Annotated in this window: 22 protein-coding genes; 7 read left to right on the top strand and 15 right to left on the bottom strand. The window is 60.5% G+C overall.

The genetic code is table 11. The features are described 5' to 3' along the window. Nucleotides 1-20: 20 nt before the first annotated feature. Both Q0K43_RS02590 and Q0K43_RS02585 read right to left on the bottom strand, forming a co-directional pair. On the bottom strand, nucleotides 21-2,675 hold the full coding sequence (locus Q0K43_RS02590; protein WP_297289009.1) for an FtsK/SpoIIIE family DNA translocase: 2,655 nt from the start codon (nucleotides 2,673-2,675) through the stop codon (nucleotides 21-23). Between the two features lie 49 nt (nucleotides 2,676-2,724). Next, nucleotides 2,725-3,573 carry an undecaprenyl-diphosphate phosphatase gene (locus Q0K43_RS02585; RefSeq protein WP_297289008.1) on the bottom strand — a complete coding sequence of 283 codons (849 nt, stop codon included), beginning with the start codon at nucleotides 3,571-3,573 and terminating at the stop codon, nucleotides 2,725-2,727. 282 nt (nucleotides 3,574-3,855) lie between these two features. On the opposite strand from Q0K43_RS02585, the gene Q0K43_RS02580 reads away from it, so the two are divergent. Together Q0K43_RS02580 and Q0K43_RS02575 are read left to right on the top strand one after the other, a co-directional pair. Beyond that, nucleotides 3,856-4,974: a D-alanyl-D-alanine carboxypeptidase family protein gene (locus Q0K43_RS02580; protein WP_297289007.1), complete on the top strand. Its 1,119-nt coding sequence runs from the start codon at nucleotides 3,856-3,858 to the stop codon at nucleotides 4,972-4,974. A gap of 478 nt (nucleotides 4,975-5,452) precedes the next feature. Beyond that, a complete protein-coding gene (locus Q0K43_RS02575) occupies nucleotides 5,453-6,475 on the top strand; it encodes an SH3 domain-containing protein (protein WP_366086123.1) in 1,023 nt (340 codons plus the stop codon). A gap of 59 nt (nucleotides 6,476-6,534) precedes the next feature. Here Q0K43_RS02575 and Q0K43_RS02570 read toward each other — a convergent pair whose 3' ends face one another. From Q0K43_RS02570 to abc-f, 10 genes are all read right to left on the bottom strand, one after another. After that, nucleotides 6,535-7,944, bottom strand: a complete 1,410-nt coding sequence (locus tag Q0K43_RS02570; protein ID WP_297289005.1) for an aminopeptidase — start codon at nucleotides 7,942-7,944, stop codon at nucleotides 6,535-6,537. A 25-nt stretch (nucleotides 7,945-7,969) separates the two neighbouring features. Continuing rightward, entirely contained in the window at nucleotides 7,970-8,563 is a 594-nt protein-coding gene (gene coaE / locus Q0K43_RS02565) for a dephospho-CoA kinase (RefSeq protein WP_297289004.1), read from the bottom strand. 118 nt (nucleotides 8,564-8,681) lie between these two features. Continuing rightward, nucleotides 8,682-9,419, bottom strand: a complete 738-nt coding sequence (locus Q0K43_RS02560; RefSeq protein WP_297289003.1) for an anti-sigma-I factor RsgI family protein — start codon at nucleotides 9,417-9,419, stop codon at nucleotides 8,682-8,684. Next, nucleotides 9,412-9,894: an RNA polymerase sigma factor gene (locus Q0K43_RS02555; RefSeq protein WP_297289002.1), complete on the bottom strand. Its 483-nt coding sequence runs from the start codon at nucleotides 9,892-9,894 to the stop codon at nucleotides 9,412-9,414. Before Q0K43_RS02555 ends, Q0K43_RS02560 begins: the two co-directional genes overlap by 8 nt. 37 nt (nucleotides 9,895-9,931) lie before the next feature. Beyond that, nucleotides 9,932-10,180: a hypothetical protein gene (locus tag Q0K43_RS02550; protein WP_297289001.1), complete on the bottom strand. Its 249-nt coding sequence runs from the start codon at nucleotides 10,178-10,180 to the stop codon at nucleotides 9,932-9,934. Between the two features lie 106 nt (nucleotides 10,181-10,286). Then, nucleotides 10,287-11,312 (bottom strand): L-threonylcarbamoyladenylate synthase, encoded by a 1,026-nt coding sequence (locus Q0K43_RS02545; protein ID WP_297289000.1) that lies wholly within the window; start codon nucleotides 11,310-11,312, stop codon nucleotides 10,287-10,289. 147 nt (nucleotides 11,313-11,459) lie between these two features. After that, nucleotides 11,460-11,717, bottom strand: a complete 258-nt coding sequence (locus Q0K43_RS02540) for a hypothetical protein (RefSeq protein WP_297288999.1) — start codon at nucleotides 11,715-11,717, stop codon at nucleotides 11,460-11,462. 21 nt (nucleotides 11,718-11,738) lie between these two features. Continuing rightward, complete coding sequence (prfA, locus tag Q0K43_RS02535) at nucleotides 11,739-12,803, bottom strand: peptide chain release factor 1 (protein ID WP_297288998.1); 1,065 nt, start codon at nucleotides 12,801-12,803, stop codon at nucleotides 11,739-11,741. Nucleotides 12,804-12,815: 12 nt separating this feature from the next. Continuing rightward, nucleotides 12,816-13,448 (bottom strand): YdcF family protein, encoded by a 633-nt coding sequence (locus Q0K43_RS02530; protein WP_297288997.1) that lies wholly within the window; start codon nucleotides 13,446-13,448, stop codon nucleotides 12,816-12,818. Further along, nucleotides 13,445-15,346, bottom strand: coding sequence for a ribosomal protection-like ABC-F family protein (gene abc-f, locus Q0K43_RS02525; protein ID WP_297288996.1), 1,902 nt, complete (start codon nucleotides 15,344-15,346; stop codon nucleotides 13,445-13,447). The genes Q0K43_RS02530 and abc-f overlap by 4 nt, the downstream gene beginning before the upstream one ends. 88 nt (nucleotides 15,347-15,434) lie before the next feature. Here abc-f and mtnA point away from each other — a divergent pair, with 88 nt between their 5' ends. Next, nucleotides 15,435-16,424, top strand: a complete 990-nt coding sequence (gene mtnA, locus Q0K43_RS02520) for an S-methyl-5-thioribose-1-phosphate isomerase (RefSeq protein ID WP_297288995.1) — start codon at nucleotides 15,435-15,437, stop codon at nucleotides 16,422-16,424. 59 nt (nucleotides 16,425-16,483) lie between these two features. On the opposite strand, the gene murF is transcribed toward mtnA, so the two are convergent. Both murF and Q0K43_RS02510 read right to left on the bottom strand, forming a co-directional pair. Continuing rightward, nucleotides 16,484-17,875 (bottom strand): UDP-N-acetylmuramoyl-tripeptide--D-alanyl-D-alanine ligase, encoded by a 1,392-nt coding sequence (gene murF / locus Q0K43_RS02515; RefSeq protein WP_297288994.1) that lies wholly within the window; start codon nucleotides 17,873-17,875, stop codon nucleotides 16,484-16,486. A gap of 40 nt (nucleotides 17,876-17,915) precedes the next feature. Then, a complete protein-coding gene (locus tag Q0K43_RS02510) occupies nucleotides 17,916-18,965 on the bottom strand; it encodes a D-alanine--D-alanine ligase (protein ID WP_297288993.1) in 1,050 nt (349 codons plus the stop codon). A gap of 295 nt (nucleotides 18,966-19,260) precedes the next feature. On the opposite strand from Q0K43_RS02510, the gene Q0K43_RS02505 reads away from it, so the two are divergent. Next, nucleotides 19,261-20,400, top strand: a complete 1,140-nt coding sequence (locus Q0K43_RS02505) for an MFS transporter (protein WP_297288992.1) — start codon at nucleotides 19,261-19,263, stop codon at nucleotides 20,398-20,400. Nucleotides 20,401-20,443: 43 nt separating this feature from the next. On the opposite strand, the gene Q0K43_RS02500 is transcribed toward Q0K43_RS02505, so the two are convergent. After that, the gene (locus Q0K43_RS02500; protein WP_297288991.1) at nucleotides 20,444-21,712 is read right to left on the bottom strand and encodes an Ig-like domain-containing protein; all 1,269 of its coding nucleotides are present in this window, start codon (nucleotides 21,710-21,712) and stop codon (nucleotides 20,444-20,446) included. A gap of 167 nt (nucleotides 21,713-21,879) precedes the next feature. Here Q0K43_RS02500 and Q0K43_RS02495 point away from each other — a divergent pair, with 167 nt between their 5' ends. The 3 genes from Q0K43_RS02495 to ffh all read left to right on the top strand — a co-directional run bounded on the left by Q0K43_RS02495 (nucleotide 21,880) and on the right by ffh (nucleotide 24,499). Next, a complete protein-coding gene (locus tag Q0K43_RS02495; protein WP_297288990.1) occupies nucleotides 21,880-22,656 on the top strand; it encodes a formate/nitrite transporter family protein in 777 nt (258 codons plus the stop codon). A gap of 110 nt (nucleotides 22,657-22,766) precedes the next feature. After that, complete coding sequence (gene ylxM, locus Q0K43_RS02490; protein ID WP_297288989.1) at nucleotides 22,767-23,135, top strand: YlxM family DNA-binding protein; 369 nt, start codon at nucleotides 22,767-22,769, stop codon at nucleotides 23,133-23,135. Nucleotides 23,136-23,140: 5 nt separating this feature from the next. After that, nucleotides 23,141-24,499: a signal recognition particle protein gene (gene ffh / locus Q0K43_RS02485; RefSeq protein ID WP_297288988.1), complete on the top strand. Its 1,359-nt coding sequence runs from the start codon at nucleotides 23,141-23,143 to the stop codon at nucleotides 24,497-24,499. Nucleotides 24,500-24,623: the final 124 nt, after the last annotated feature.

The following is a 24,623-nucleotide window of genomic DNA, read 5'->3' as shown; positions in this document are numbered from 1 at the left end:
TGACTGCGCTCCTTTTGCATTTACTCCATATCAAAGGGAGGCATGTCCCGACTCTGGGGGATGGCATCCCCCTCGAACTCCAACTCGTCGGGCACCGGCTCCGGCGCGCTGCCGGCCATGTCCTGCTTGAACTGCATCTCCTGCCACTGTTCCTTGGTGATCAGCACCTGGCGAGGCTTGGAACCCTCGAAGGGTCCAACAACCCCCTTCTCCTCCATCTGGTCCACCAGACGGGCAGCACGGGAGTAGCCCAGCTTGAGACGGCGCTGGAGCATGGACACGCTTGCCATGCCGGTCTCCACCACCACCTCGATGGCGGCGGGGAGCAACTCGTCGTAGTCGTCGCCCACCTCTTCCGGCGCGGAACCGCCCACACCCTTGCTCCCCTTCTCCTTCTCGGCGGCGTGCTTTTCGATGTCGTGCATGATCTCCTGATCGTACTCGGCCCCGCCGCTGTTCTGCTTGATGAAGCCCACCACGGCGGCCACCTCCTCATCGGAGATCAGGCAGCCCTGGACACGCTGGGGTTTGCCGGAACCCAGGGGGAAATAGAGCATATCGCCCCGGCCCACCAGCTTCTCCGCGCCGGTGGTGTCCAGAATGATGCGGGACTCCAGAGAGGAGGCCACGGCGAAGGCGATACGACTGGGGATGTTGGCCTTCATCAGGCCGGTGATCACGTCGGCGGAAGGCCGCTGGGTAGCAATGATCAGGTGCATACCGGCAGCACGGCCCATCTGGGCCACCCGGCAGATGGATTCCTCCACCTCCTTGGCTGCCACCAGCATCAGGTCGGCCAGCTCGTCGATGACCACCACGATCTGAGGCATCTTCTCCATGTCGTCGCTCTTGGCGGCATGGGCGTTGTAGCTGGCCAGATCCCGGACGCCAATCTCGGAGAACGCCCGGTACCGCTTCATCATCTCCACCACCGCCCACTGGAGGGCGCCCGCCGCCTTCTTGGGGTCGGTGACTACCGGGATGAGCAGATGGGGAATGCCGTTGTAGATGCCCAGCTCCACCATCTTGGGGTCCACCATGATGAGGCGGACCTCCTCCGGGGTGGCCTTGTACAGCAGGGAGATGATGAGGGAGTTGGTACACACCGACTTACCGGAACCGGTGGTACCGGCGATGAGCAGATGGGGCAGCTTGGCAATGTTGCCCACGATGTTGTTGCCACCGATGTCCTTTCCTACGGCAAAGGACACCTTGGAGGGGTTGTCCCGGAACTCCCGGGAGTCGATGACGTCGTGGATGTATACCGGAGACACCAGACGGTTGGGTACCTCGATACCAACCATAGAGATCTTGTTGGGAATAGGGGCAATACGTACCCCTGTAGCACCCAGGGCCAGGGCAATATCGTCAGCCAGGTTGGTCAGTTTGTTGAGGCGCACGCCCTGGTCCAGTTCCAACTCATACCGCGTGACGGACGGGCCACGGGTCACATTGGAAATGTTGGCGTCGATGCCGAAGGAGCGTATGGTATCGGACAGACGGGCCTGATTGGCACGCAATTCTCCCGCCACGTCGGTGCTGGATACACCCTCCCCCTCGGTCAGCAGAGAGACGGGAGGATACTGATAGACCACAGGCTCTTCCTCCAGGCTGCGAGCAATATCCTGAGCGACTTCTGCAGCGGCCTGGGCAGTCTCCTCTTTCTGCCGGGCCTTGCTGGTCACAGGCGGCACCGCCGGTTCCCGCACAATTTCAGGCACAGGCTGGTGTTCCGGCTGGGGCTGACTCTCTGCATGGACAACCTCAGCAGAAGTATCTGCAGAAACAGCAAAGGGTGCGGCCTCCTCTTCAACCGGTGCCGGAGTCTCTGCCTCCGTTTCCGGTCCCGCAGCGCCGGTCAGCACTTGGTCCGGAGTGGGGACCGACGGTTTACGGTTGAAGAACCGCTCTTTTTTTATAATAGGTTTGGCCTCCCGGCGCTTGCCCACCAGGGGACCTTCGTCCACAGGAATGTCGATCTGCGGCGGCTGTTTACGGTTCTCCGCAACCGGTTCCGGTTCTTTGGGCCGGCGTCTGGGCTGCGGTTCAGGCAATTCCTCCTCCTCATATTCCACTCTGGGGCGACTACGGAGCTTGTCCACCACATCGGAAGGTGAAATACGAAAGCATACCATTAGAAGAACAACAGCCAGCAGGGTAAAAATAATTCCTGCGCCAATTTTACTGAATACGGCGGTCAGGCCCAAAGCTATGATGCCGCTGACCACACCGCCGCTGGTCATGCTCTCCCCTTGCGCCCAAAGCAGCTTGACCATGTCCAGATTCCAGGCATAAACGCCATTGGCCAGGAAAAGGTGGGCAAAGCTGCCGGCCAGCACCGGCAGCAGCAGAGCGCACCACACCCGCAGCCGCACCGGCCGGCCACGGTGGAAGGCCAGAATGCCGCTGGCCACCAACAGCATGGGCGGCAGCAGCAGGTAGCCGTAGCCGATGAGGCCCTTGACCAGTCCGCAGAAGAAGTCGATAAAGATGGCCTGGATGTGGAAGTAGCCCAAGGCGGCAAAAATGGCCAACAGCAGACACACCACAGCCCCCACCTCCCGGCGCACCGGACGGGAGGCGGCTTTTTTCCGGCTGGCAGTTGTACGGGAAGAGGTAGACCGGTTTGCAGTGGTACGCTTTCCTCCCGTGCTTTTCTTTTTTGCTGTGGCCATGGTATCAGATCCTTTCAGGGTCGGGTTTCCCGCTTTACAGCGGCAGTGCTTATTTCAGCACCACAGTCTTTACAATTCCGGCGATCAGGCTGCCCAGGCCCACCGCCCAGCAGTAGTAGGCGAACTTGCCGAACTTGCCCTTGTCGGACAGGCTCTTGACCAACCGAATGGCGAAATAGCCTACCACGGCAGCCACCGCCACACCCACCAGGTACATGGGCAGTTCAGATGTTACAAAACCGCTCTCCACCGCATCCTTCAGCTCCAGAATATTGGCGCCCACGATGGCAGGCAGAGACATAAGGAAGGAGAACCGGACGGCAAAGGCCCGATCGAAGCCCCGCATCATACCCACAGAGATGGTGGTGCCGGAGCGGGACAGGCCGGGGATCACCGCCAGCGCCTGGCCGCAGCCCACGATGAGCGCGTCGGTGATGGTGGCGTTTTTGGCAGTCTTGCGGCCGTGGGCCAGCCGGTCGGAGAAAAAGAGGATGCAGCCGGTGGCCAGCAGTGCGATAGACACCATGATGGAACTGGCAAACAGGGCGTTCACCGCATCCTGGAGCAGTACCATCACAAACAGAGGCAGGGTGGCAATGATGATCAGCATCACCATCCGCCGGGCGGGGGGCGGCGGGGTACCGGTGTCCTTGCCTGCCAGGGCGGCAATGCCCAGGAAGAACTCCCGGATCATCTCCACCACGTCCTTCCAGTAGACCACCAGCACCGAGATCAGGGTACCAAAGTGGAGCATGACCGTAAACATCATGTACTTTTCTTCCATGTTCTCCATGCCGAAGAACTGCTGGAACAGGGCCAGGTGGCCGGAGCTGGAGATGGGCAGAAACTCCGCCACACCCTGGATGATCCCCATGAGGATGGCCATCAAATAGCTCAAAGCAACTTCCTCCATTCACGATTTTGGGAGCCGGTCTTTCCGGATTCAGGAATCCGCTCCCGGTTCGATTGCCGCTGCATCGCTGCCCGCGGCAGGGCCGTTATTTTTAATCATACCATATTTAGCGAAGCATTTCCATCCCTTTTCCGCTATGAATCGAAATCTCAATGTAACCGTTTGTCGCCAATCTGACCGGCGTTTGACAAAGAAAGCCAGATGTGCCATACGCTCATTAGGTAAGATCGTGCGGCCGCGTTGCCGCCGGAACAGGAGATGACGCATATGTACCTTGGTAAAAAACATGGTTTCACCCGTATCATGGGGCTGTTGCTGACGTTGTCCATACTCCTTTCCACTGCCGCCGTGGCTGCGGAGGAACCGGACATCCCCTCTGTCACCGCTGCAAGCGCCATCGTGATCGACTATGATACCGGCGAAGCCCTTTACGAAAAGGATGCCGATACCATGCGGGTCCCCGCCTCCATGACCAAGGTCATGACGGCCTACATCATTTTTGAGGAGCTGGAGGCCGGCAACCTGACGTTGGATACTATGGTATCCATCAGCGATGAAAACGCTCAAAAATCCCGGGACGGGAAAAGCTATCCCGCCTCTGTTCCCCTGCCCGCCGGGTCCTCCGTGTCGGTGGATACCTTGCTCAAGCTGATCCTGGTCCCCTCGGCCAGCGCCAGCTGTATCGTTATGGCGGAGTATATCTCCGGCAGCGAGGAGGCCTTCGTCCAGCGGATGAACGAAACCGCCAAGCGCCTGGGCATGACGGCGGAATTTGAGAATTCTCACGGCGCTCACGTCCACTATCTCACCGCCCGCTCCCAGGCCACTCTGGTGCGGGAATTCATCAGCCGCTTCCCTCAGATTCTGGATTACACCTCTCTCACCGGAGTCACCTTTAACGGCAAGTGGTATCCCAACACCAACAAACTGCTGCCTGGCCTGGACTACGCCTATGACGGCGTGGACGGCTTCAAAACGGGCACCATTTCCGCTGCCGGCTACTGCCTCAGTGCCACCGCCGTGAAGAACGGACGGCGGATCATCAGCGTGGTCATGAAATCCTCCAACGACAAGACCCGCCACACCGACAGCGCCGCCCTGCTGGGGCTGGTATCCGGCACCGGCGAGAGTACCTTTGCCCCCGATCAGCCCATCACCCGCCAGGAGATGATGACCATCATTGACCGGTATTTGGATCTGCCTGATGAAAACGGCCTGGGCTTTTCCGACGACGGCGACATTGCCTTCTGGGCTCTGGAAGCCGCTGCCCGCACCACTGCTGCCGGTCTGTTTCAGGGCGGCAACAACAACGAACTGATGCCTTTGGCGACCTCCACCAGGGCCGAGGCCGCCACGGTGGTCAGCCGGATCACGGACCTGCTGTAATACAATAAGGAGATCTGTTATGATAAGACGAGGCGCCGCCTTGCTCTGTTTATCGGGCATGTTGGGCCTGCTTATTGCATGCCACGGCCCTTCCCCCGAACCAGAGCCTTCCTCCACGCCCCTGCCATCCTCTGTGCAGTCGATCCAGCCCACTCCTGACCCCACACCTTCCTCCTTGCCCAGTATCGAACCCACACCGGAACCCACCCCATCCGTTCCTGTCTGGGAGGCGGACCATACGCTGGATCGTGACCTTCAAAAACTGAGCGGCAGTCTGGAGCTGCCTGTCTACGGCGCAACCGGATATGCAGCGGTGGAGATCGGGCTGTGGCCGGCCATTCCTACGCCGACACCTACCCCAACGCCTACGCCTACGCCCACGCCTACACCATCGCCTACACCGACTCCCACGCCAACACCTGAGTCCACCCCTACTGCAATCCCAACATCCAATCCTCCTGGTTCTACCGGGGAACCCGTGCCTGTAAATTCGGAAACGCCCTCCATACCGGCAGCAGAAGCATCGCCGTCCGCTTCTCCCGCAGACCAGCCATCCCCCTCCCCCGCACCTGTCGCTGTTGCCCGTACCCTTTCCGCATCTGTGCATACTGCCCCACAATCCTCGCCCGATCCCTATGCCGGGACAATTGCAGTGCTTGCCCCCGGTACCTCCTTTACCGTCTTGGGCGAAAAGGGCGGTTGGTGGAAGGTGTCCTCCGCCTATGGCGTAGGGTGGGTGGAACATCGGTTCTGTATGATCAATCTGCCCGATGTGGTCCCTTCTATCGTATATGACGCCACCAATTCTTATGCCTCCCAGTATACCAGTTCCGGCAAAGACATTCCCGGCATTACCGGCAAAGCGCTGTATCAGGGTAAAGTGTACAACCCTCGCTTTGACGAAGAGCAATACCTGATGCCGGTACTCTACGCCACCGCCAAAAAGATCTGCGCCGCCCAGCAGCAGGCCCTGGCCCAGGGCAACAGCCTCAAACTGTACGAGGCCTATCGTCCCTACGCCACCCAGCGGGCTGTGGTCAAGGCCCTGACCACCCTGGCGGAGCGTGACCCGGAAGTCAAGGCAGGTATCACCACGCCCCCCTGGTCCATGACCTACTTCATTAACACCGGCTATTCCAACCACCAAAAGGGCTTCGCGGTAGATGTGAGCCTGGTGAAGGTATCCCGTACTGAGCTGCGCACCACCGGCGGATACTCCTATCTAAAGCCGGTGGAGTATCAGGAATATGAGATGCCTACTCCCATCCATGAACTGAGCATGGCCGCCGCCTCCACCACCGGCCCCGGTAAAACCACCCTGGCCGCAACCATGAACGACCCGGCCATCGCCCTGCGGGAGTACTTCCGCAAAGCCGGCATGACCCCGCTGGAGTCGGAGTGGTGGCACTTCAACGACTACGCCGCCCGCACCCTGGCGGAGGGGCGCACCTGTACCGGCGGCTTTGAGATCACCCGCTGCCGCAGCACCGCCCCCGGATAACGTAAAAGGGAGCCCGGATCAAAATGATCCGGGCTCCCTTTTTACATCCACATTGCCGATTACTGGGCCTCGTAAACCGCCCGCATACCCTTATAGGTCATATAGCAGTCCAGCTTGGACACGGTCTCGAAGGGGGCGTGCATAGACAGAACAGGCACGCCGGCGTCGATGGTGTCAATGTCGCGCTCGGCCATATAGCAGGCCACGGTACCGCCGCCGCCGGCGTCCACCTTGCCCAGCTCGGCCATCTGCCACACCACACCGTTCTGATCCAGCACACGGCGGACATAGGCCACCAGCTCGGCGGAGGCATCGGAGGCCCCCGACTTGCCCCGGGCGCCGGTGTACTTGCACAGGCCCATACCGTAGTTGACCCGGGCGCTGTTGCGCTTCTCGTACACGTCGGCGAAGTTGGGATCGAAGGCGGCGGTCACGTCGGCGGACAGGCAGAAGGACTTCTCATAGCAGGCCTTCAGGGTCACCCGCTGGGCGTCGCACAGATCGCTCATGAAGGTATCAAAGGCCGCGGAACGCATACCGGAGACACCCTCGGAACCGATCTCCTCCTTGTCGGCCAGCATACACACGGCGGTGCGGGCGGGAGTGCCCAGGGTAAACAGGGCAGCCAGAGCGGCGAAACCGCACACCCGGTCGTCGTGGCCGTAGGCCCCGATGAGGGACCGGTCAAAGCCGATGTCCACAGCCCTGAAGGCGGGCACGGCGGACAGCTCGGCGGAGATGAAGTCCTCCTCCACGATGCCGTACTTCTGGTTGAGCAGGTCCAGGATAGCCAGCTTCACCCGGTCGGAACCCTCATCACCGGCAAAGGGGCGGCTGCCAATGAGCAGGTTCAGGCTCTCGCCGGGAATGGCCTCGCCCAGGGGCTTCTTGGACTGCTCGGCGCCCAGGTGGGGCAGCAGATCGTCAATGGTGAAGCGGGGCTCTCCCTCCCCGGCGCCGATGGACACCTTTACGGTGGAGCCGTCCTTCAGAGCGATCACGCCGCGAAGTTCCAGAGGAATCGTAACCCACTGGTACTTGCGGATGCCGCCGTAGTAGTGGGTCTTGAGGAAGGCCAGCTCGGCGTCCTCATAGAAGGGGTTGGGCTTCAGGTCCAGCCGGGGTGCATCAATGTGGGCAGCGCCGATGTTGACGCCTTCGCTGAGGGGCTTGCTGCCGATAACGGCCAGCATGACGGCCTTGCCCCGGTTCACCCGGTACAGCTTGTCGCCGGGATTGAGGACCATGCCACGGACAAAGGGCTTAAAGCCGTGGTACTCGGCCAGACGGACAGTTTCGTCCACGCACTCCCGCTCGGTCTTACCGGCGTCCAGGAACTTTTTGTAATCCTCACAATATGCGTTCATATCCGCCTCTTCCGCGGGGTTCAGGCGGTCATAGCCGTTCTTGGGCTGATAGAGCAGGGCTTCCCGCCGCAGCTCGCCGGGGGTCTTTTGTTTTTCTTCCATGTGCGTTTCCTCCTGTATCTAAACTTTATGGGATCAGCGATTGAAACAGAGCAAGGGCCCGGGCGGAAAATTCCTCCGGTGAATCCTCGTTCATCAAAATATGGGTGCAGTGGGCACGAAAGAAATCATCCCCCTGCTGGGCCTCCACCCGTTTACGGGCATACTCCTCCGAAATGCCCTCCCGGGCCATGATCCGGCGGATGCGAACTTCGCTGGGGGCCAAAATGCCCACCACCGCGTCGCAGGTCTCCCCCACGCCGCTCTCGATGAGGGCGATGGCGTCAATGGCCACTGCAGGCCGCCCCTCTGCCTCTGCCCGGGCTGCCTGCCGGTCAATCTCACCGACGATAAACCGGTGGGTAATGGTATTGAGATCGGCCAGAGCCTCAGGGTCGGCAAAAACCATATTCCCCAATCGCTTTCGGTCAATCTTGCCCGTTCCATCCACAATGGAGCAGCCAAAGCGTTCGGTCAAGGCCTGCTTCATGGAGACGCTACCTTCCAACAAATCATGATACACCTGATCGGCATCAATGATGTGGACCCCCAGCCGGGTCAGTACGTTCAGAGCCGTGGTCTTGCCCGCGCCGGTGGGGCCGGTAATGCCGATGCGTCTCATGTGCTTCGCCTCCAGCAGTTAGTATACCACACTATCGGCATGGTGTGTGAGAAAATTGTGAATTCTCTTATCTGTAAGAAAATAGGGACAGCAAAAATTGCCGCCCCTATTTTCTTGGTTAAGATTGCCCGAATCGGTAGCCGTGGCTCTCCTCCCCGTGGTGCCCCTGACCATTTCCTTTGCCCTGACTGTCCGCATCCTGGGACAGCGACCCGATCCAGTCCCGGATCTGCCGCATGGTCAGCCCCGCCACATCTTCCGCCGTCACGGTGGGGTCCAGAGCCTGGAGTTCCAGAAACGCCTGGTACTTGCCCAGGGACAGCCCGGCGTGGTGGGCCTGTTCCAGTTCTTCCACATCGCCTTGATGGCACCGGACGTTCTCCTGCCCGGCGGTGCAGGCCTCCGCTCCCGCCAACAACCGGCCGCACTGAGCCTCGTTCTCCCCCGCCACGGTAATGGACAGCAGCTCACCCGCTGCCAATCGGTCGGCAATGCTCTCACTGGCCACCAGCCGCTCCAGGGCCTCCTGGTAGTCCAGCAAATTCAGCTCCAGGCTGTCGACCAGCTCCTGCCCGTCCTCGTTCCAGGCCCGGACGGACACCACCTTGTCAAACCGGTTGACCCCCAGCTCCAGAGAGGGGTTGATGTCCACGCTGAGATAGGTGGTTGGTGTAAAGTAATAACGGTATCCACCCAGACCCGCCAGCAGCAACACCAGGCAGGCCGCCGCCACGGCCAGGTAGCCTACAGGCCGCCGGCGCCGGTTCCGCGCCCGGTCCAGGGCGGCTTTGGTGTTCTCCTTCATGGCTTCTCCCGCGTGGAGCTGCCCAAAGACCTCCCGGATCTGCTCATCCATGGTCCTCACCCCCCAGCGTTTCCCTCAAGTGCGCCCTGGCCCGGGCCAGGGTGGTGTAGATGGTGTTCACGTTCTTGCCCAGCAGGCGGCTCAGCTCCGGGGCGGTATAGCCCTCATAGTAGTGGAGATACACCACCTGCCGTTCCTTTTGGGGCAGCGCCAGCACGGTGGCCAGCACCTCCCGGCCCTGACCGGTGAGCTGGTCGGCCTGGCCGGTCAGCTGCTCCAGGGGTACCGTGTTTCTGCTGAAAAAGCTGCGGAGCAGGTCCTTGCAGGCGTTGAGGGTCACCCGGATGAACCAGGCCTTCTCATGCTCGCCGCTCTCAAAGGGCTTGTCATGGAGCAGATACTTCAAAAACACCGTCTGGAAGATGTCCTGGGTGTCCGCCTCGTTCTTCAGATGGATCATGCACAGCCGCCGGACGGTATCTCCATACCGCTCCACGGCCTGATTGGTCTCCTCTTCGCTTCGCATAGACACCCTCACCTCCCCTCCGGCTCAGCCGGACCTGTTACCAGCCGTGATGGCCCCGGCCCTGGCCATGACAGCCGTACCCGCCGGTATGGCGGCAGCCTGTGCCCTGGTAGTCGCACACACCGTCGCCGTCGGTATCCACAAACCGGCAGTAGCTCCCCTGGTTGTCACAGATCCCGTCGCCGTTGGCGTCCACATAGTACCGCCCTCCGGCTGCAAACGCGGTAGTCAGCCCTACCGTCAGCACCAGGGCGGCAACAGCGGTACCCATCAGGATCTTCTTCATGGTGATTCCTCCTTGTTTGATTGGGTTTCACCTTGAATACGAACCAAAGGACGGAATCCTTTCAACATTTTGAAAAAAGATGGCCGTGAAAACACGGCCATCTTCGTTAATCGGGCTGATCAGCCCGGATGATATGGAATCCGGCCGCCTTGTTCAGCCGGTTGGCTACCGCCAGACCAATGCCGGTGGCGTCGGGACACTGGGCCCAGATGTGGGTCACGTCGGTGCCGTCAAACCACCGCAGGGCGTCGAACACCCGCCGGGCCTGCTCGGGCACATCGGTGCTGGGACCCAGCTGCTCCAGGGGGTGGCCCTCAAATAAGCCGGTATACTCATCGAAGCAGATCACCCCGTCACCGGGGGCCATATGGGTCTGGATGTACCGGGCCGCCGTCTCCGGCGCGCCCTGAACCACCGTCACCGGGGCCTTGGGGGCATAATGGCGGTACTTCATGCCGGGGGCCTTGGGCTGCTCCCCCGCTCCCATAAGTCGGGTCACCGCCGGGTCCACCGCCACCTCGCCCAGCACGCTCTCCAGCTGCTCCAGGGTGATGCCGCCGGGCCGCAGCAGACGGGGCGGCTGTTCCGTCAGGTCGATGATGGTGGACTCCACCCCCACGGAACAGGGGCCGCCGTCCACGATGCCGTCGATCTTGCCGTCCATATCCTCCAGCATATCCGCCATATTGGTGGGGCTGGGCCGGCCGGAGGTGTTGCCCGACGGGGCGGCCACCGGCAGGTCGGCGGCGGCGATGATGGCCCGGCACACCGGATGGGCCGGGCAGCGCATCCCCACCGTGTCCAGCCCAGCGGTGACGGCGGCGGGTACGATGGACTTATGCTTTAAAATCATGGTCAAAGGCCCCGGCCAGAACCGGCGGGCCAGGGCGTAGGCTGCTTCCGGGATGTCCTCACAGTACCGCTCCAGCCAGTCGGCGGTGGGGATATGGAGGATCAGGGGGTTGTCCTGGGGGCGCCCCTTGGCCGCGAAGATGCGGCCTACCGCCTCGCTGTTCAGCCCGTTGGCCCCCAGGCCGTACACCGTCTCGGTGGGGATGCCCAGCAGGCCGCCCCGGCGGAGGATGTCCGCCGCCGGGCCGATCTGCTTGTCAGTCAAACGCAGGGTGTGCATCCTTCCTCCCTACTTTCTCAAAACCGGTGACGGCGGCGACGGCGGCGGTCCCTCTGTACCACCGTCAGGATCCCTGCCGCCAGCAGGGCGGCGCCGGACAGGATGTGCAGGATGCCAATGGCCTTTTTCATACCCAAGTCTCCTTTGTTATTCGTAGATGCCCACCGGCGTGCCCGCCAGCTCGATGGTGGTGTCGGGGGCAAATTTGGCTTTTTGCAGATAGCCCTTCACGGTGAGGATACCGTATTTGGGGTTGACCTTCTCGTCCTCCAGCTCCAGTTCCAGATAGTTGGACCCCGAGCCGGTAATCCAGCCGTCGTCCTCCAGCAAACCCGCCAGATCATCCCGTACCAGATCCAGGTTCAGCCCGTCCGGCAGGGTGTTGAAGTGGATAATCAGTTCCATTGCTCTGGTTCTCTCCCTTGCTTATTTGTCCTGGCTGTTGCGCAGCCGTTCCGCCTGGTCGGCCGTGATCAGGCCGTCAATGATCTCATCCAGGTCGCCGTTCATTACATTTTCCAGCTTGTACAGGGTCAGGCCGATGCGGTGGTCGGTGAGCCGGCCCTGGGGGAAGTTGTAGGTGCGGATGCGCTCGTTGCGCATCCCGGTGCCCACCTGACTGCGTCGCTCCGCCGTCAGCGACTCCTCCTGCTCCCGCACCTTCTCCTCGTACAAACGGGAGCGCAGGATCTGCATGGCCTTGTCCCGATTCTGGAACTGGCTGCGCTCCTGCTGGCACTCCACCACCGTGCCGGTGGGCTTGTGGATGAGGCGCACAGCGGAGGAGGTCTTGTTGACGTGCTGGCCACCCGCGCCGGAGGAGCGGAACACCTGCATCTCGATGTCGGCGGGGTTGAGTTCAAAATCCACCTCGTCCACCTCGGGCAGTACCGCCACGGTGGCGGTAGAGGTATGGATGCGCCCGCCCGACTCGGTCTCAGGCACCCGCTGGACCCGGTGGACCCCGCTTTCAAATTTCAGGCGGGAGTAGGCCCCGTCTCCCTCAATAGTAAAGCAGATCTCCTTTACGCCACCCAGCTCGGTCTCGTTGACCGAGTCCACCTCCACCTTCCAGCGGCGGGCGTCGGCGTACATGGAGTACATTCGGAACAGGGAGTGGGCGAACAGGGCCGCCTCCTCCCCTCCTACCCCGGCCCGGATCTCCACGATGACGTTCTTGTCGTCGTTGGGGTCCCGGGGCAGCAGCAGAATGCGTATCTCGTCCTCCAGTTTGGCAATGTCCTCCTTGGCCTGCTGATACTCCTCCTTGGCCATCTCTCCCAGCTCCGGGTCGGACATCAGGGCTTCGGCGTCGGCCAGGTCCTGTTGGCGGCGGGTATAGGTGCGCCAGGCGGTGACCACCGGCTCCAGCTCCCGCTGCTCCTTGTTCAGCTTGGCCACCAGGGCCGGGTCGTTGTAGGTCTCCCCCGCTCCCAGTCTGGCCTCAATATCAGCAAAGTGGAGATCCAATGCTTTCAGTTTTTGCAGCATATCCAAATTCTATCACCTGTCAAAGAAAAAAGACTTGACCAGCGCAAAGGGTTCGCGGATGTACATCCTCAGCCGGGAGGGCAGATGGGAACTGGGAGCCGCCAGGGTGGACAGAGTGTAGTCCCCCTCCCATACTCTGCCCCAAAGCATCCGCACCCGGGCCAGGTGGAATCCGTTGGACACCACAAGCATCTCCCCGGTGTCCACTCCCGCCTCTTGCAGCAGTTCCTGAGTGAACCGGATGTTTTCCCAGGTGTTATGGGACTGGTCCTCCAGCAGGATCTGGTCTGAGTCCACACCGTGTTCGGTCAGATAGTCATACATACACTGGGCCTCGCTCTGGTGTTCGTCGTCCCCCTGGCCACCGGAGACCACGACGGTCAAATCCGGATGGTCCTCCAGGTAGTCCAGGGCCTTGTCCAGCCGGTCCTGAAGCAGGATGGACGGCCCCCAGGATTCCGCCTTGCAGCCCAGAATGACCATCACTTTGGGTTCTCCCACAATCTGGTCGTGGGCGCCGGTCAGTACGATGCCCAGCAGTACCACAAAGCCCAGCGCAAAAGCCAGCGCCCCGGCCAGCACAGCCAGCAGCCACAGCGGTTTTTTTCGTCCCTCATAGGGACGATAATACTGCTTTCTTCTCATCCTCTGGCCTCTTCCAGTTCAGCCGCCAGGGTCTCCCACTTTGTATACAGGGCGGCAATTTCTTCTTCCAGTTCTTTCTGCTCGTCGTACACCTTTTGCAGTTCCAGATAGTTGGAGGCCACCTCCTCGGCTTTCAGGGACAGCTCATACTGCCGCTCCTCCGCCTTGGCCACCGCCCGCTCCGCCGCGGCCACCTGCTTTTCCAGCTCCTTGGTGCCGCCGGGACGCTTGGTTTTCTCTTTCTTGGGCTTCTCCGGCTCGGCCTTCACCGGGGCAGCAGCTTGGTTCTTGGCCCGCTCCCGGGCGGCCCGGAACTCCTCAAAGGTACCCTTGAAGTCGGTAATGCGCCCGTCCTCCAGCATCCAGATCCGGGTGGCGAACTGCTTGATGAAGTAGCGGTCATGAGACACGAAGAGCAGGTTGCCCTCGTAGTCCGCCACCGCCTCCTCGATCCACTCCCGGCTGGCGATGTCCAGATGGTTGGTGGGCTCGTCCAGGATAAGAAGGTTGATCTGCTCGTCCATCAGCATGCACAGCCGCAGGCGGCTCTGCTCCCCGCCGGACAGGGCGGACACCGGCTTGAACACGTCCTCTCCCCGGAAGTTGAAGGCGGCCAGCCGGTTGCGGGCGGTCTGGGTGGAGCAGTCCTGATCGTAGATCATGGTGTCCACCAGGTTGCGCTCCGGGTGGGAGAAGTGGATGATCTGCGGCAGGTATCCAACCTTTACAGTTGGCCCCATACGCAGCTTTCCGCTGTCCGGCTCCTCCTCCCCCAGCAATATTTTCAGCAGGGTGGATTTGCCGGTACCGTTGTCTCCCAGCAGGGCAATGCGCTCCCCTCCCACCACCTCCAGATTCACATGGTCAAAGAGGGGGCGCCCGTCAAAGGACTTCTTCAGTTCCTTGATGGTGAGTACCTCATCCCCCCGGAACTCCCGCTCCCCGAACTTCATGTCCAGGCGGCGCTCCTTGGTGGGCTTGTCGGTGGTACGCAGGCGCTCAATCCGCTTCTCCATGGACTGGGCCCGCTTGAAGGTCTTGTCGTTGCCCGAGTAGGCCCACACCCGCAGCTGCTGGGCGGCCTTCTCCAGCTGCTCAATCTTGGCCTGCTCCTTCTCGTATTGCTTCAGCTTTTCCTGATAGCGGTGTTCCTTCTCCACCACATAGAAGGAATAATTTCCCTCGTAGAACTCCGCTTTCCCCTCCTGGATCTCGATGACCCGTTTCACCACTCGATCCAGGAACCAGCGGTCATGGGAGATGGCAAGGACAGTGCCTTTATACTTGTCCAGATATTCCTCCAGCCACTCGGTGGCCCGCAGATCCAGGTGGTTGGTGGGCTCGTCCAGCAGCAGGATGTCAGTGTCCTCCAGAATGAGTCGGGCCAGGTTGACCCGGGTCTTTTCACCGCCGGACAGGGAGGAAAAGAGCTGGTTTCTCATGTCCTGGGAAATCTCCAGGCCGTTGCACACCTTGTTCAGGGGGGTACTGGTATCGTAACCGCCCCCAGCCTCAAAGGCGGCGGTGAGAGAATCATACCGCCGCAGCAGGGCGGGATCGTTGTCCCGGCCCATACGCTCCGTCAGCTCCTCCATCTCCCGCTCCATGTCGTGAAGACGCTGGAACGCGGTCTGGAGTACATCCTCCACTGTGTGTTCCGGCGGATAGACGGGGATCTGGGAGATGAGTCCCACCCCCTTGCCGGGAGCGATGTGGACCTCGCCGTCATCCCAGTCCAGTTCACCGGTGAGGATCTTGAACAGGGTGGTCTTGCCGGCGCCGTTTTTACCCAGCAGTCCCACCCGCTCCCCCTGGTCAATCTGGAAGGTGAGACCGTCCAATATTTTTTTGCCTACCTCAAACTCTTTGGACAGGTTCGAGACGGAGATATCGATCATTGCTTGCCTCCAAATGGTGTGTGTGATACAATCTTTTGGAACAAAACACCCCGGCCCGCCGGGGCCGCATCACAAGGAGGAGTTCTCTATGGACGCGATCCGTTGGGAAGGAAATACCCTTTACTTACTCGATCAGACAAAGCTCCCGGTGGAGGAAACCTGGCTCCCCTATACCGATTACCGACCGGTGGCCGACGCTATCCGCACCATGGTGGTGCGCGGGGCGCCCGCCATTGGCGTCACCGCCGCCTATGCCTATTGCCTGGCCGCTCTGGCCGGGGAGGATCTGGCCGAGGCCAAGGCTGTCCTGGCCGCCAGCCGCCCCACAGCAGTCAATCTGTTCTGGGCTCTGGAGCGGATGGCCCGTAAGGCCGAAGCCTGCGGCGGCGATCCGGAACCCCTGATTGCGGAAGCCATTGCCATCCATCAGGAAGATGTGGCTATGTGTAAGGCTATGGGCCTTTATGGCGCTTCCGTAGTGCCCGATCACGCCCACATCCTCACCCACTGCAACGCCGGAGCCCTGGCCACCGGTGGCTACGGCACCGCCCTGGGGGTCATTCGGGCCGCCCACGAACAGGGTAAAGTGGATATGGTTTACGCCGATGAGACCCGTCCCCTGCTCCAGGGCGCACGGCTCACCGCCTACGAGCTGGTCACCGATCACATTCCCGCCACCCTGATTGCCGACAACATGGCCGCCAGCCTAATGGCCAAGGGCAAGATCGACATGGTGGTGGTGGGCTGCGACCGGATGGCGGCCAACGGGGACTTCGCCAACAAGATCGGTACCTACTCGGTGGCGGTGAACGCCCATCATCACGGGGTTCCTTTCTATGTGGCCCTCCCCTGCTCCACCATAGATCTCACCATTCCTGACGGCTCTGGTATCCCCATTGAGGAGCGGGACAAGAACGAGGTGCGTACCCTGTACGGGGTCCAGACCGCGCCGGCCACAGTGGAGGTGTACAACCCCGCCTTTGATGTCACCCCCCACAGCCTGGTCACCGGCATCATCACCGAGAAGGGTGTCATCTATCCGCCTTTCAAGGAGAACCTGCAAAAGCTGTTTGGATAAAGGTGGGCGCGCAATGCGCGCCAGTACAGGCCGCCGGGCAGATGTCCGGCGGCCTCTATTTACGCTTCTTTGGTGATGGAGATCAGATACTCCACCAGCTCCTCCAGTGCCATACCACGGGAGGCCTTTACCAGGATGGTGGCATGGGGACGCACCACGCTGTCCAGCACCGGCTTGGCCTGCTCCTTGTCGGCGCAGTGCCAGCACACCGGCACACCCGCCTCCTTGGCGGCGTCGTAGATGTGCTTGGACAGCTCGCCCACTGCCACCAGGCAGTCAATACCCGCCTTGGCCAGGTACTCACCAATGCCGGCATGAAGAGCGGGAGCTAGGGGGCCCAGCTCAAACATATCCCCCAGCACCGCAACCTTGTACTCCCCCTTGGCGTTGGCTAGCACTTCCACCGCCGCCCGCATGGACTGAGGATTGGCGTTGTAGGTATCGTTGAGAATAGTAATATCGTCTCCACGGGTGAGGATATTCATCCGCATTTTGGTGGGGGCAAAGTGAAGCACCCCGTCAGCGATCTCCTGAGCGGTCAGACCGAAGTGCTGGCCTACCGCCGTTGCCATCAAGGTGGGATAGATCATATGGTCTCCCAGCGCAGGGATCTCAGCTTTGAATTCCTCATCAGGGGTTTTTACCTGACAGGTAATTCGACTCTTTCCATCGCTGCACAGATCCACCGCCCGGTAATCCAGTCCCTCTCCGGCTCCTACCCGAATAAAGCGGTAAGGCAGCGACCCAGGCAGCGTGTTCAGCAAGGGGTCATCCCCGTTGATCACAGCCACAGCATTTTCTTTGGCATAATGAAAAATTTCGCTTTTCGCTTCCAGGATCTTCTCCCGGGAACCAAAATGCTCAATGTGGGAATCGCCGATGTTGGTCATCAGGATCACATCCGGCTCCACGATGGCGGAGAGATAGTCGATCTCCCCGGCATGGTTCATCCCCAGCTCCAGCACGGCGACCTGATGTTCCGGTTTCAGGCGCAGCAGGGTCATGGGCACCCCGATATCGTTGTTCAGGTTGCCCTCGGTCTTGAGGACGTTGTACTTCTCCCCCAGCACTGCCGCCACCATGTCCTTGGTGGTGGTCTTGCCCACCGAGCCGGTAATGGCTACCACAGGAATGGGGAATTTCTGCTTGTAATATTTGGCCAGATCCCGCAGGGCCCGATGGGTAGACTTCACCTTAATATAGAACTTGCCGGGCAGGTAGCTGTCCCGCTCCCGCTGGGTAAAGCAGCCGGCGGCGCCTCCCTCCAGGGCGGCGTTGATATAGGCATGGCCGTCAAAGCGCTCTCCCACCAGGGGGATAAACAGAGAATCGGGATGGATGGTCCGGCTGTCGGTCTCCACCCGGCTTACCGTCCGGTTCAAATCCCCAAATTCGCCCAACAAGCTGCCGCCTACCGCTTCCATGATCTCTCGTATGGTCATCGGCTCCATGTTGTTGTCTCCTTTAATCTCTCTCGTTCCGGATGCCGGTTTACCGGCCCTGTTTTCTGGCCTCCAGGGAGGCCTCCACAATACGCTGGCACAGCTGGTTATAGTCGATGCCCACCGCGGCAGCCTCCTGAGGCAGCAGGCTGGTGGGGGTCATGCCGGGCAGGGTGTTGATCTCCAAAAACCAGGGCTGGCCGTCGCTGGTCACAATGAAATCGGCCCGGGAATAGACGGACAGGCCCAGGGTCTCATACACCCGCAGGGCGGCGGCGCGGAGTTTCTCCTCCCACTCCGCCGGGATTTCCGAGGGGCACACCTCCAGCGCCGCGCCGGGCTGATACTTGTTTGCATAGTCGTAGAAGCCCTCCTTGGGGATAATCTCGATGGAGGGCAGCGCCTTGCCATCCAGGATACCCACCTGGATCTCACGGCCCTTCACATACTCCTCCAGCACGGTGCGGCCTCCCAGGGTCAGGCCGTCGGTGAGGGCTTTGCGCAGCTCGTCGGCGGTATGGGCGATGGACACGCCGATGGAGGATCCGCTGGCCACCGGCTTCACCACCAGAGGCAGCCGGGCAGAGCTGACCAGGCCGTCAATGTCCTCCGCCTTGTATTCCACGGTTTTCCAGCCGGGGGTGTTCACAACATCCTCCACCATCCGTTTGGTCAGGTCCTTATCCATAGCGATGGCGCTGGACAGGTAGCCAGCCCCGGTGTAGGGAATGCCCATCAGGTCAAAGGCGGCCTGGACCTTGCCGTCCTCGCCGCAGGTACCGTGGAGGGCCAGAAACACCAGGTCGGCCATAGCGCACAGCTCCAGCACACCGGGACCAAACACACTCTTGCTGTCGCCGGGACGGCTGGCGCGGATCTGCGTCAGGTCAGGGGCCTCCCGGCTGATTTTCTTAAAAGACTCCGACACCGGCGCATCAAAGAAAGACTCGTCCGCCCGGCCGCCCTCCAGGCCGAAAAACATATCGATGAGTCCCGCCCGATGGCCTAATGCCCGCAGGGCTTCTGTCACCATCGTACCGGTGGAAAGGGACACATTCCGCTCCGGGGAAAGGCCCCCGGCCAAAACTACGATCTTCATAACACACCTCAGCTGCCAGTTTGATACAATATGATACGCGCTAATGGTATATTATAGCACGCTTTACCTCTATACTCAACTCCCTTTCCTCCTTCTGTGCATGAAATCTTTCTTTTTCTCCGTCCCTTGACATTCCTCCGCCATTCTGCTACATTGAATCTGGAACTTCCTTTTATGGAGTGAAGTAAAAATGCTGAATCGGTCCAATCCCACCTGACGTGCATCCAAACATCCCGGCGCTGTGACCCAGCGCCTTGTTTTGATGCAGAAACACAGGAAGGATTGGATCTTTTTTATGAAACGGAATTTAAGGTGTATGTACGCCATCGCCCTCTTACAGGGCATGGTCTTTTACGGCCCTGTGGCCACCCTCTACCGGGAAGCGCAGGGCGTATCCATCGCCCAGATCACCCTCATTGAGAGCATCTCCCTGGCTCTGTGCATCCTGCTGGAGGTGCCCTGGGGGATCCTGGCCGACCGGCTGGGGTACAAACGCACCATGATCGGGTGCTGTTTTCTCTATTTTCTGTCCAAAATTGTGTTCTGGCAGGCCCACGGCTTCGGCGGCTTTCTGCTGGAGCGGGTCATGCTCAGCGTGGTGGTAGCCGGGATGTCCGGGGTGGACACCAGCATTCTCTACCTCTCCCGGGGTGGGCAGGACAGCCAGCAGGTCTTCGGGTGGTACAACAGCCTCCAAACCGCCGGGCTGCTCATCGCCGCCCTTACCTTCTCCCTGTTCATCGGGGACAACTACGCCCTGGCGGGCGGTCTTACTGTCCTCAGCTATGGCGCCGCCGCCCTGTGCGCCCTGGGACTCACCGAGGTGAAGGCCTCCGCCCCCTTCTCTCCCCGGCTGACCCTGGACATCCTGCGCCAGACACTGACCAACCGGCGGCTGCTCCTCTTTCTCCTGTCGGCGGCCCTTCTCTCCGAGGCCCACCAGACCATCACCACCTTTTTAAACCAGCTGCAATATGTACGCGCCGGCCTGCCTGATTGGGCCATCGGCGTCCTCTACATCGCCGCCACGGTGCTGGGTATGGCGGGGATCTGGTCCGCCCGGCTTACCCGCCGGACGGGCACCGTGGGAACGGCGGTGCTGCTCTACGGCGGCGGGGTACTGGCCTGTATCGCCCTGGCCCTGACCGCTGCCCCTCTCCCCTCCATCTGTGCCATTCTCACCCTGCGGCTGTGCAATACCCTGTGCCAGCCCTTCCTGATGGACCTGCAAAACAAGCAGGTGACCACTGTGAACCGGGCCACCGCCCTCAGCGTCCACGCCATGATCATAGATGGGGTGGGAGTTGGTACCAACCTGGCCTTTGGCACCCTGGCGGAAATCAATTTAGCCTGGTCCTTCTGGCTGGGCGGCGGGCTCTGCCTTGCAGGGTTACTTCTTTTTATGATATGGTATAAACTGCGCCCTCGTGCATAAAGGGAAACGGCCGCCGATGGCGGCCGTTTTTCTCATATCCCCTTTAAAACCAGCCGGTGTCCCGGCTGTCCAGCAGATCCAGAGCGGCACACAGCAATTCTGCCGCCTCTCCACGGGTCAGAGTGTCCGTGAGGCCGGCATCCGCCGGCAGTACCCCGCAGGTAGATAGGTTGGCCGCCGACTGGGCCGCCCAGGCGGGGGCGTCGGCGGCAAAGGTCTGGGCGTCCACGTCGGTGACGGACAGCACCCGGTCCAGCAGTACCGCCGCCTCGGCGGTGGTGATGGAGTCATCGGCCCGGAACACCACCCGGCCCTCTTCGTCGGTGGTTCCCTGAACCAGGCCGCACTTCAGGGCGGAGGACACATAGGGCTTGGCCCAGGTGGGAATGCTCTCGTCGTCGGCAAAGCCGGTACGGGACACCCCCTCCAGGGACTCCACCCCGGCAGCGTTCATAGCCATGGCCACAAACTCACTGCGGGTGACGGCGGCATCAGGCTGGAAGAAGTATTCCCCTCCCATGCACTCGCCCACAAAGACCCCCTCCTCCGCCAGGCGGATGGCCGCCTTGTGAGCCGGGTGGCCGCTGAGGTCGGCGTAGGTCACCTTGGTGTCCGGCTTTTCGATCTTTACCTTAACGGTAGCCGGGTCGGAGGCGTTGCCCACCGTGTCCATGGCAATATAGGTGAAGGAGTCTTTGCCGGTCTTGTTCTCATAGGGGGTGTAGACAAACTGGCCGTCCTCCCCGATGGTCACAGAACCCCGGGCCGGCTTTTTTACCAGCCGGTAGGTCAGCAGGTCGCCCTCCGGGTCCACGGCGGAAAAGCGGTCGGTGACCGCCACATTTTTATAGGTGGACAGTTCCAGATTCTCCGCCACCGGCGCCCCGTTGGCCTGACTCAGCAGATGAAGTTCCACGCCGGCCTCCACTCCCGGCTCTCCGCCTGCGAAGAGCGGCTGAAAGCGGAAGCTGGCCTCCGTTAACTCGGTCAGGAGGCTGGGTGTGAAACGCAGGCCGTCTACAGCCGACATAGCGATCACGTCCCCCTCCCCCACCATCTGATCGCCTACGGTCAGCATACCGGCGGCGGCGTCAGGCAGATCCGTGATCACAATGGCATCCAGAGCCCCTTCCCCCTCCACCACAAAATCTGAGGACTGAAAGGCGATGGTCTCCGTGGCCATTCCATTTTTCACGACATCCAGCACCGCCGGCTGCGTCGCTTCCTGATCCAAGAATAGGGCCGAAGCAGGCAGGGCCGCAGTAAGCAAAGCAGCTGCCAGTGCTGTGGCTAAAAGGATGCGGGTTTTCACTGGTATAACCTCCTTATCTGATGTACTCCTAGTCTTTGCCGGTGTGGTGGAAATATACAAAATGTCCATTCCCCTCTTGTATGGTGGGACGATCTCCGGTAAAATAAGTTTATTCAGGAAACAAACCCGCTGGTGCGGCAATCTTGCTGCCTTTGCAGGATGGAGGAATGGAGCCGATGAATCGTACCGCTGTGGAACTCATTGCCCAGGCAGGCGCCGGAAAGCTGGTTCTGGCCCGTACTGCCCCTATGCGCTATCTGACCCGGTCCGCTCTGGCCGGGGCCTTTATTTTTGTGGGCACGCTGTTGTCCTGCCTGTGTTCCGCCTGGTTTTACACCGACACACTGCCTCTGGCTAAACTGCTGGGGGCAGTTACTTTTTCCGCCGCCCTGATCCTCATCGTCCTGTTGGGCGGCGAACTGTTCACCGGCTGCAACCTGGTGATGGGGATCTCCCTCTATGAAAATCAGGTCTCCCCCACCGGGGCTCTGCAGGTCTGGATCATGTCCTATCTGGGCAACCTGGCGGGCATCCTGGTACTCTGTCTGGTGCTGGTGGGTTCCGGCGCCAGCGGCGACCTGCTGGGCGCCTATCTGGCCGTTATGGTTCCTGGCAAGCTGTCCCCGTCCTGGTATGTACTGCTGCTGCGAGGGGTATTGTGCAACTTCTTAGTATGCGTAGGGGTGTTTGCCGGTTTCCGGCTTCAGAGCGAGACGGGTAAGGCCCTGGTCATTGCCCTGGCCATTACCACCTTCGTCCTCACCGGTCTGGAACACTCCATCGCCAATATGGCTTACTTTGCCCTTTACGCTCTGTACACCCATACGGCAGACTGGGCAGCTATGGGTTGGAACCTGCTCTGGGTCACTCTGGGTAACTTACTGGGCGGCGCGGTACTGCTGGGCTTCCCCCTCTGGTATGCAGCTGAAGAAAAGCAAAAATAATCCCCCGTTTCCCCTTGACAAACAGCGTAAAATCGTGTATCATAACCCTCGTTGTAAAGCAGTGTAACTTTACTTCCTTTACAGAACGACTTCCTGAAGGAGGGTGTACCATGAAGAACCAGGCCTATCGCATGGCTCTGCTCTATGATTTCTATGGAGATATGCTCACCGACCGACAGAAGGAATTCTACGACCTCTACTACAATGAGGATCTCTCTCTGGCTGAGATCGCCGAGAACTACGACATCACCCGCCAGGGCGTCCGGGACGTGATCGTCCGGGCCGAGGCCATCCTCACCGAACTGGAGGACAAGACCGGCATCATCAAGCGTTTCCATAAGATGCAGCAGCAATTCCTCGAGGTGGAAGAAGCGGTAAACGCCATCGCCCGGTGCAATGAGCAGCGGGTACAGGATGATGAGATCGAGGTCCAGTGCGCTCGTATCCGCGGCATTCTGGACCAGCTGAAACAGGAGTAACCCTCATGGCATTTGAAGGACTGACCGAAAAGCTGTCCGCCGCCTTCAAGCGGCTGCGGGGCAAGGGCCGTCTCACTGAGGCCGACGTGAAGGAGGCCATGAAGGAGATCCGGATGGCCCTGCTGGAGGCCGACGTAAACTTCAAGGTGGTCAAGCAGTTTGTGGCCTCTGTTACTGAGCGGGCCGTGGGTTCCGACGTACTGGAGAGCCTGACTCCCGCCCAGATGATCGTCAAGATCGTTAACGAAGAGCTGACCAATCTGATGGGCGGCGAGAGTACCAAGCTGACCATCTCCTCCAACCCCCCCACGGTGGTGATGCTGTGCGGCCTCAACGGCGCAGGCAAGACCACCAACGGCGCAAAGCTGGCGGGCTTTTTCAAAAAGCAGGGCAAGCGGCCCCTTCTGGTGGCCTGCGACACCTTCCGTCCCGCCGCCATCACCCAGCTGGAGGTCGTGGGCTCCCAGGTGGACGTGCCCGTGTTCCAGATGGGGCAGATCGATCCCATCGACATTGCCAGGGCGGGCATTGAGCATGCCAAAAAGCACGGCAATGACATCGTATTTATCGACACCGCCGGCCGGCTCCATGTGGATGAGGAGCTGATGGAACAGCTCAAGGACATGAAGGCGGCCATTGACCCCACCGAGATCCTGCTCATCGTGGACGCCATGATCGGTCAGGACGCAGTCAACGCGGCCAAGGCCTTTGACGAGGCCCTGGATATTACCGGCGTCATGCTCACCAAATTGGACGGTGACGCCCGAGGCGGCGCGGCCCTCTCCATCAAGGCGGTCACCGGCAAGCCCATCAAGTTTGTGGGCCAGGGCGAGAAGCTGGATCAGGTGGACGTGTTCTACCCCGATCGGATGGCCTCCCGTATCCTGGGCATGGGCGACGTGCTTTCCCTGATTGAAAAGGCCCAGCAGACCTTTGACGCCAAGAAGGCCGCCGAGCTGGAGCAGAAGCTGCGGAAGAACCGCTTCACCCTCTCGGATTTCTATGATCAGCTGGTACAGATTAAGAGTATGGGCTCCCTGTCCGACATTGCCGGGATGCTCCCCGGTGTCAGTTCCAAGGCACTGGAAGGGGCCAATGTGGATGAAAAGTCCCTCTCCCGCACCGAGGCCATTATCCTGTCCATGACCCCTGCCGAGCGGGAGGATCCCTCCCTGCTGAACAACAGCCGGAAAAAGCGCATTGCCGCCGGCTCCGGCACCCAGGTGGTGGACATCAATCGTCTGCTCAAGCAATTCGATATGATGCAGCAGATGACCAAGCAGTTCTCCGGCAAGCAGATGAAGCGCATGGGCAAGCTGGGGAAAATGGGTAAGCTGGGCAAAATACCCGGTCTGCCCTTCTGACAGGTTGGTAAACGCGCCACGCCGCGTTTCCATAGATATGTTTTACAATTACATGGAGGTGAAGATACAATGGTTAAGATCAGACTGCGTCGTATGGGCGCCAAGAAGGCTCCCTTCTACCGCA

Origin of the sequence: uncultured Flavonifractor sp., assembly GCF_944383115.1 — a bacterium.
GTDB lineage: Bacteria > Bacillota > Clostridia > Oscillospirales > Oscillospiraceae > Flavonifractor.
Note: the sequence above shows the minus strand (reverse complement) of the source record. Positions and strands in the feature narration are given on the sequence as shown.

What these genes read in the sequence shown, in the direction of transcription:
- Q0K43_RS02590 (WP_297289009.1), bottom strand. Translation starts at nt 2,675, where the DNA reads ATGGCCACAGCAAAAAAGAAAAGCACGGGAGGAAAGCGTACCACTGCA.
- Q0K43_RS02580 (WP_297289007.1), top strand. Translation starts at nt 3,856, where the DNA reads ATGTACCTTGGTAAAAAACATGGTTTCACCCGTATCATGGGGCTGTTG.
- Q0K43_RS02570 (WP_297289005.1), bottom strand. Translation starts at nt 7,944, where the DNA reads ATGGAAGAAAAACAAAAGACCCCCGGCGAGCTGCGGCGGGAAGCCCTG.
- coaE (WP_297289004.1), bottom strand. Translation starts at nt 8,563, where the DNA reads ATGAGACGCATCGGCATTACCGGCCCCACCGGCGCGGGCAAGACCACG.
- Q0K43_RS02560 (WP_297289003.1), bottom strand. Translation starts at nt 9,419, where the DNA reads ATGGATGAGCAGATCCGGGAGGTCTTTGGGCAGCTCCACGCGGGAGAA.
- Q0K43_RS02555 (WP_297289002.1), bottom strand. Translation starts at nt 9,894, where the DNA reads ATGCGAAGCGAAGAGGAGACCAATCAGGCCGTGGAGCGGTATGGAGAT.
- Q0K43_RS02550 (WP_297289001.1), bottom strand. Translation starts at nt 10,180, where the DNA reads ATGAAGAAGATCCTGATGGGTACCGCTGTTGCCGCCCTGGTGCTGACG.
- Q0K43_RS02545 (WP_297289000.1), bottom strand. Translation starts at nt 11,312, where the DNA reads ATGCACACCCTGCGTTTGACTGACAAGCAGATCGGCCCGGCGGCGGAC.
- Q0K43_RS02540 (WP_297288999.1), bottom strand. Translation starts at nt 11,717, where the DNA reads ATGGAACTGATTATCCACTTCAACACCCTGCCGGACGGGCTGAACCTG.
- prfA (WP_297288998.1), bottom strand. Translation starts at nt 12,803, where the DNA reads ATGCTGCAAAAACTGAAAGCATTGGATCTCCACTTTGCTGATATTGAG.
- Q0K43_RS02530 (WP_297288997.1), bottom strand. Translation starts at nt 13,448, where the DNA reads ATGAGAAGAAAGCAGTATTATCGTCCCTATGAGGGACGAAAAAAACCG.
- abc-f (WP_297288996.1), bottom strand. Translation starts at nt 15,346, where the DNA reads ATGATCGATATCTCCGTCTCGAACCTGTCCAAAGAGTTTGAGGTAGGC.
- mtnA (WP_297288995.1), top strand. Translation starts at nt 15,435, where the DNA reads ATGGACGCGATCCGTTGGGAAGGAAATACCCTTTACTTACTCGATCAG.
- murF (WP_297288994.1), bottom strand. Translation starts at nt 17,875, where the DNA reads ATGGAGCCGATGACCATACGAGAGATCATGGAAGCGGTAGGCGGCAGC.
- Q0K43_RS02510 (WP_297288993.1), bottom strand. Translation starts at nt 18,965, where the DNA reads ATGAAGATCGTAGTTTTGGCCGGGGGCCTTTCCCCGGAGCGGAATGTG.
- Q0K43_RS02505 (WP_297288992.1), top strand. Translation starts at nt 19,261, where the DNA reads ATGAAACGGAATTTAAGGTGTATGTACGCCATCGCCCTCTTACAGGGC.
- Q0K43_RS02495 (WP_297288990.1), top strand. Translation starts at nt 21,880, where the DNA reads ATGGAGCCGATGAATCGTACCGCTGTGGAACTCATTGCCCAGGCAGGC.
- ylxM (WP_297288989.1), top strand. Translation starts at nt 22,767, where the DNA reads ATGAAGAACCAGGCCTATCGCATGGCTCTGCTCTATGATTTCTATGGA.
- ffh (WP_297288988.1), top strand. Translation starts at nt 23,141, where the DNA reads ATGGCATTTGAAGGACTGACCGAAAAGCTGTCCGCCGCCTTCAAGCGG.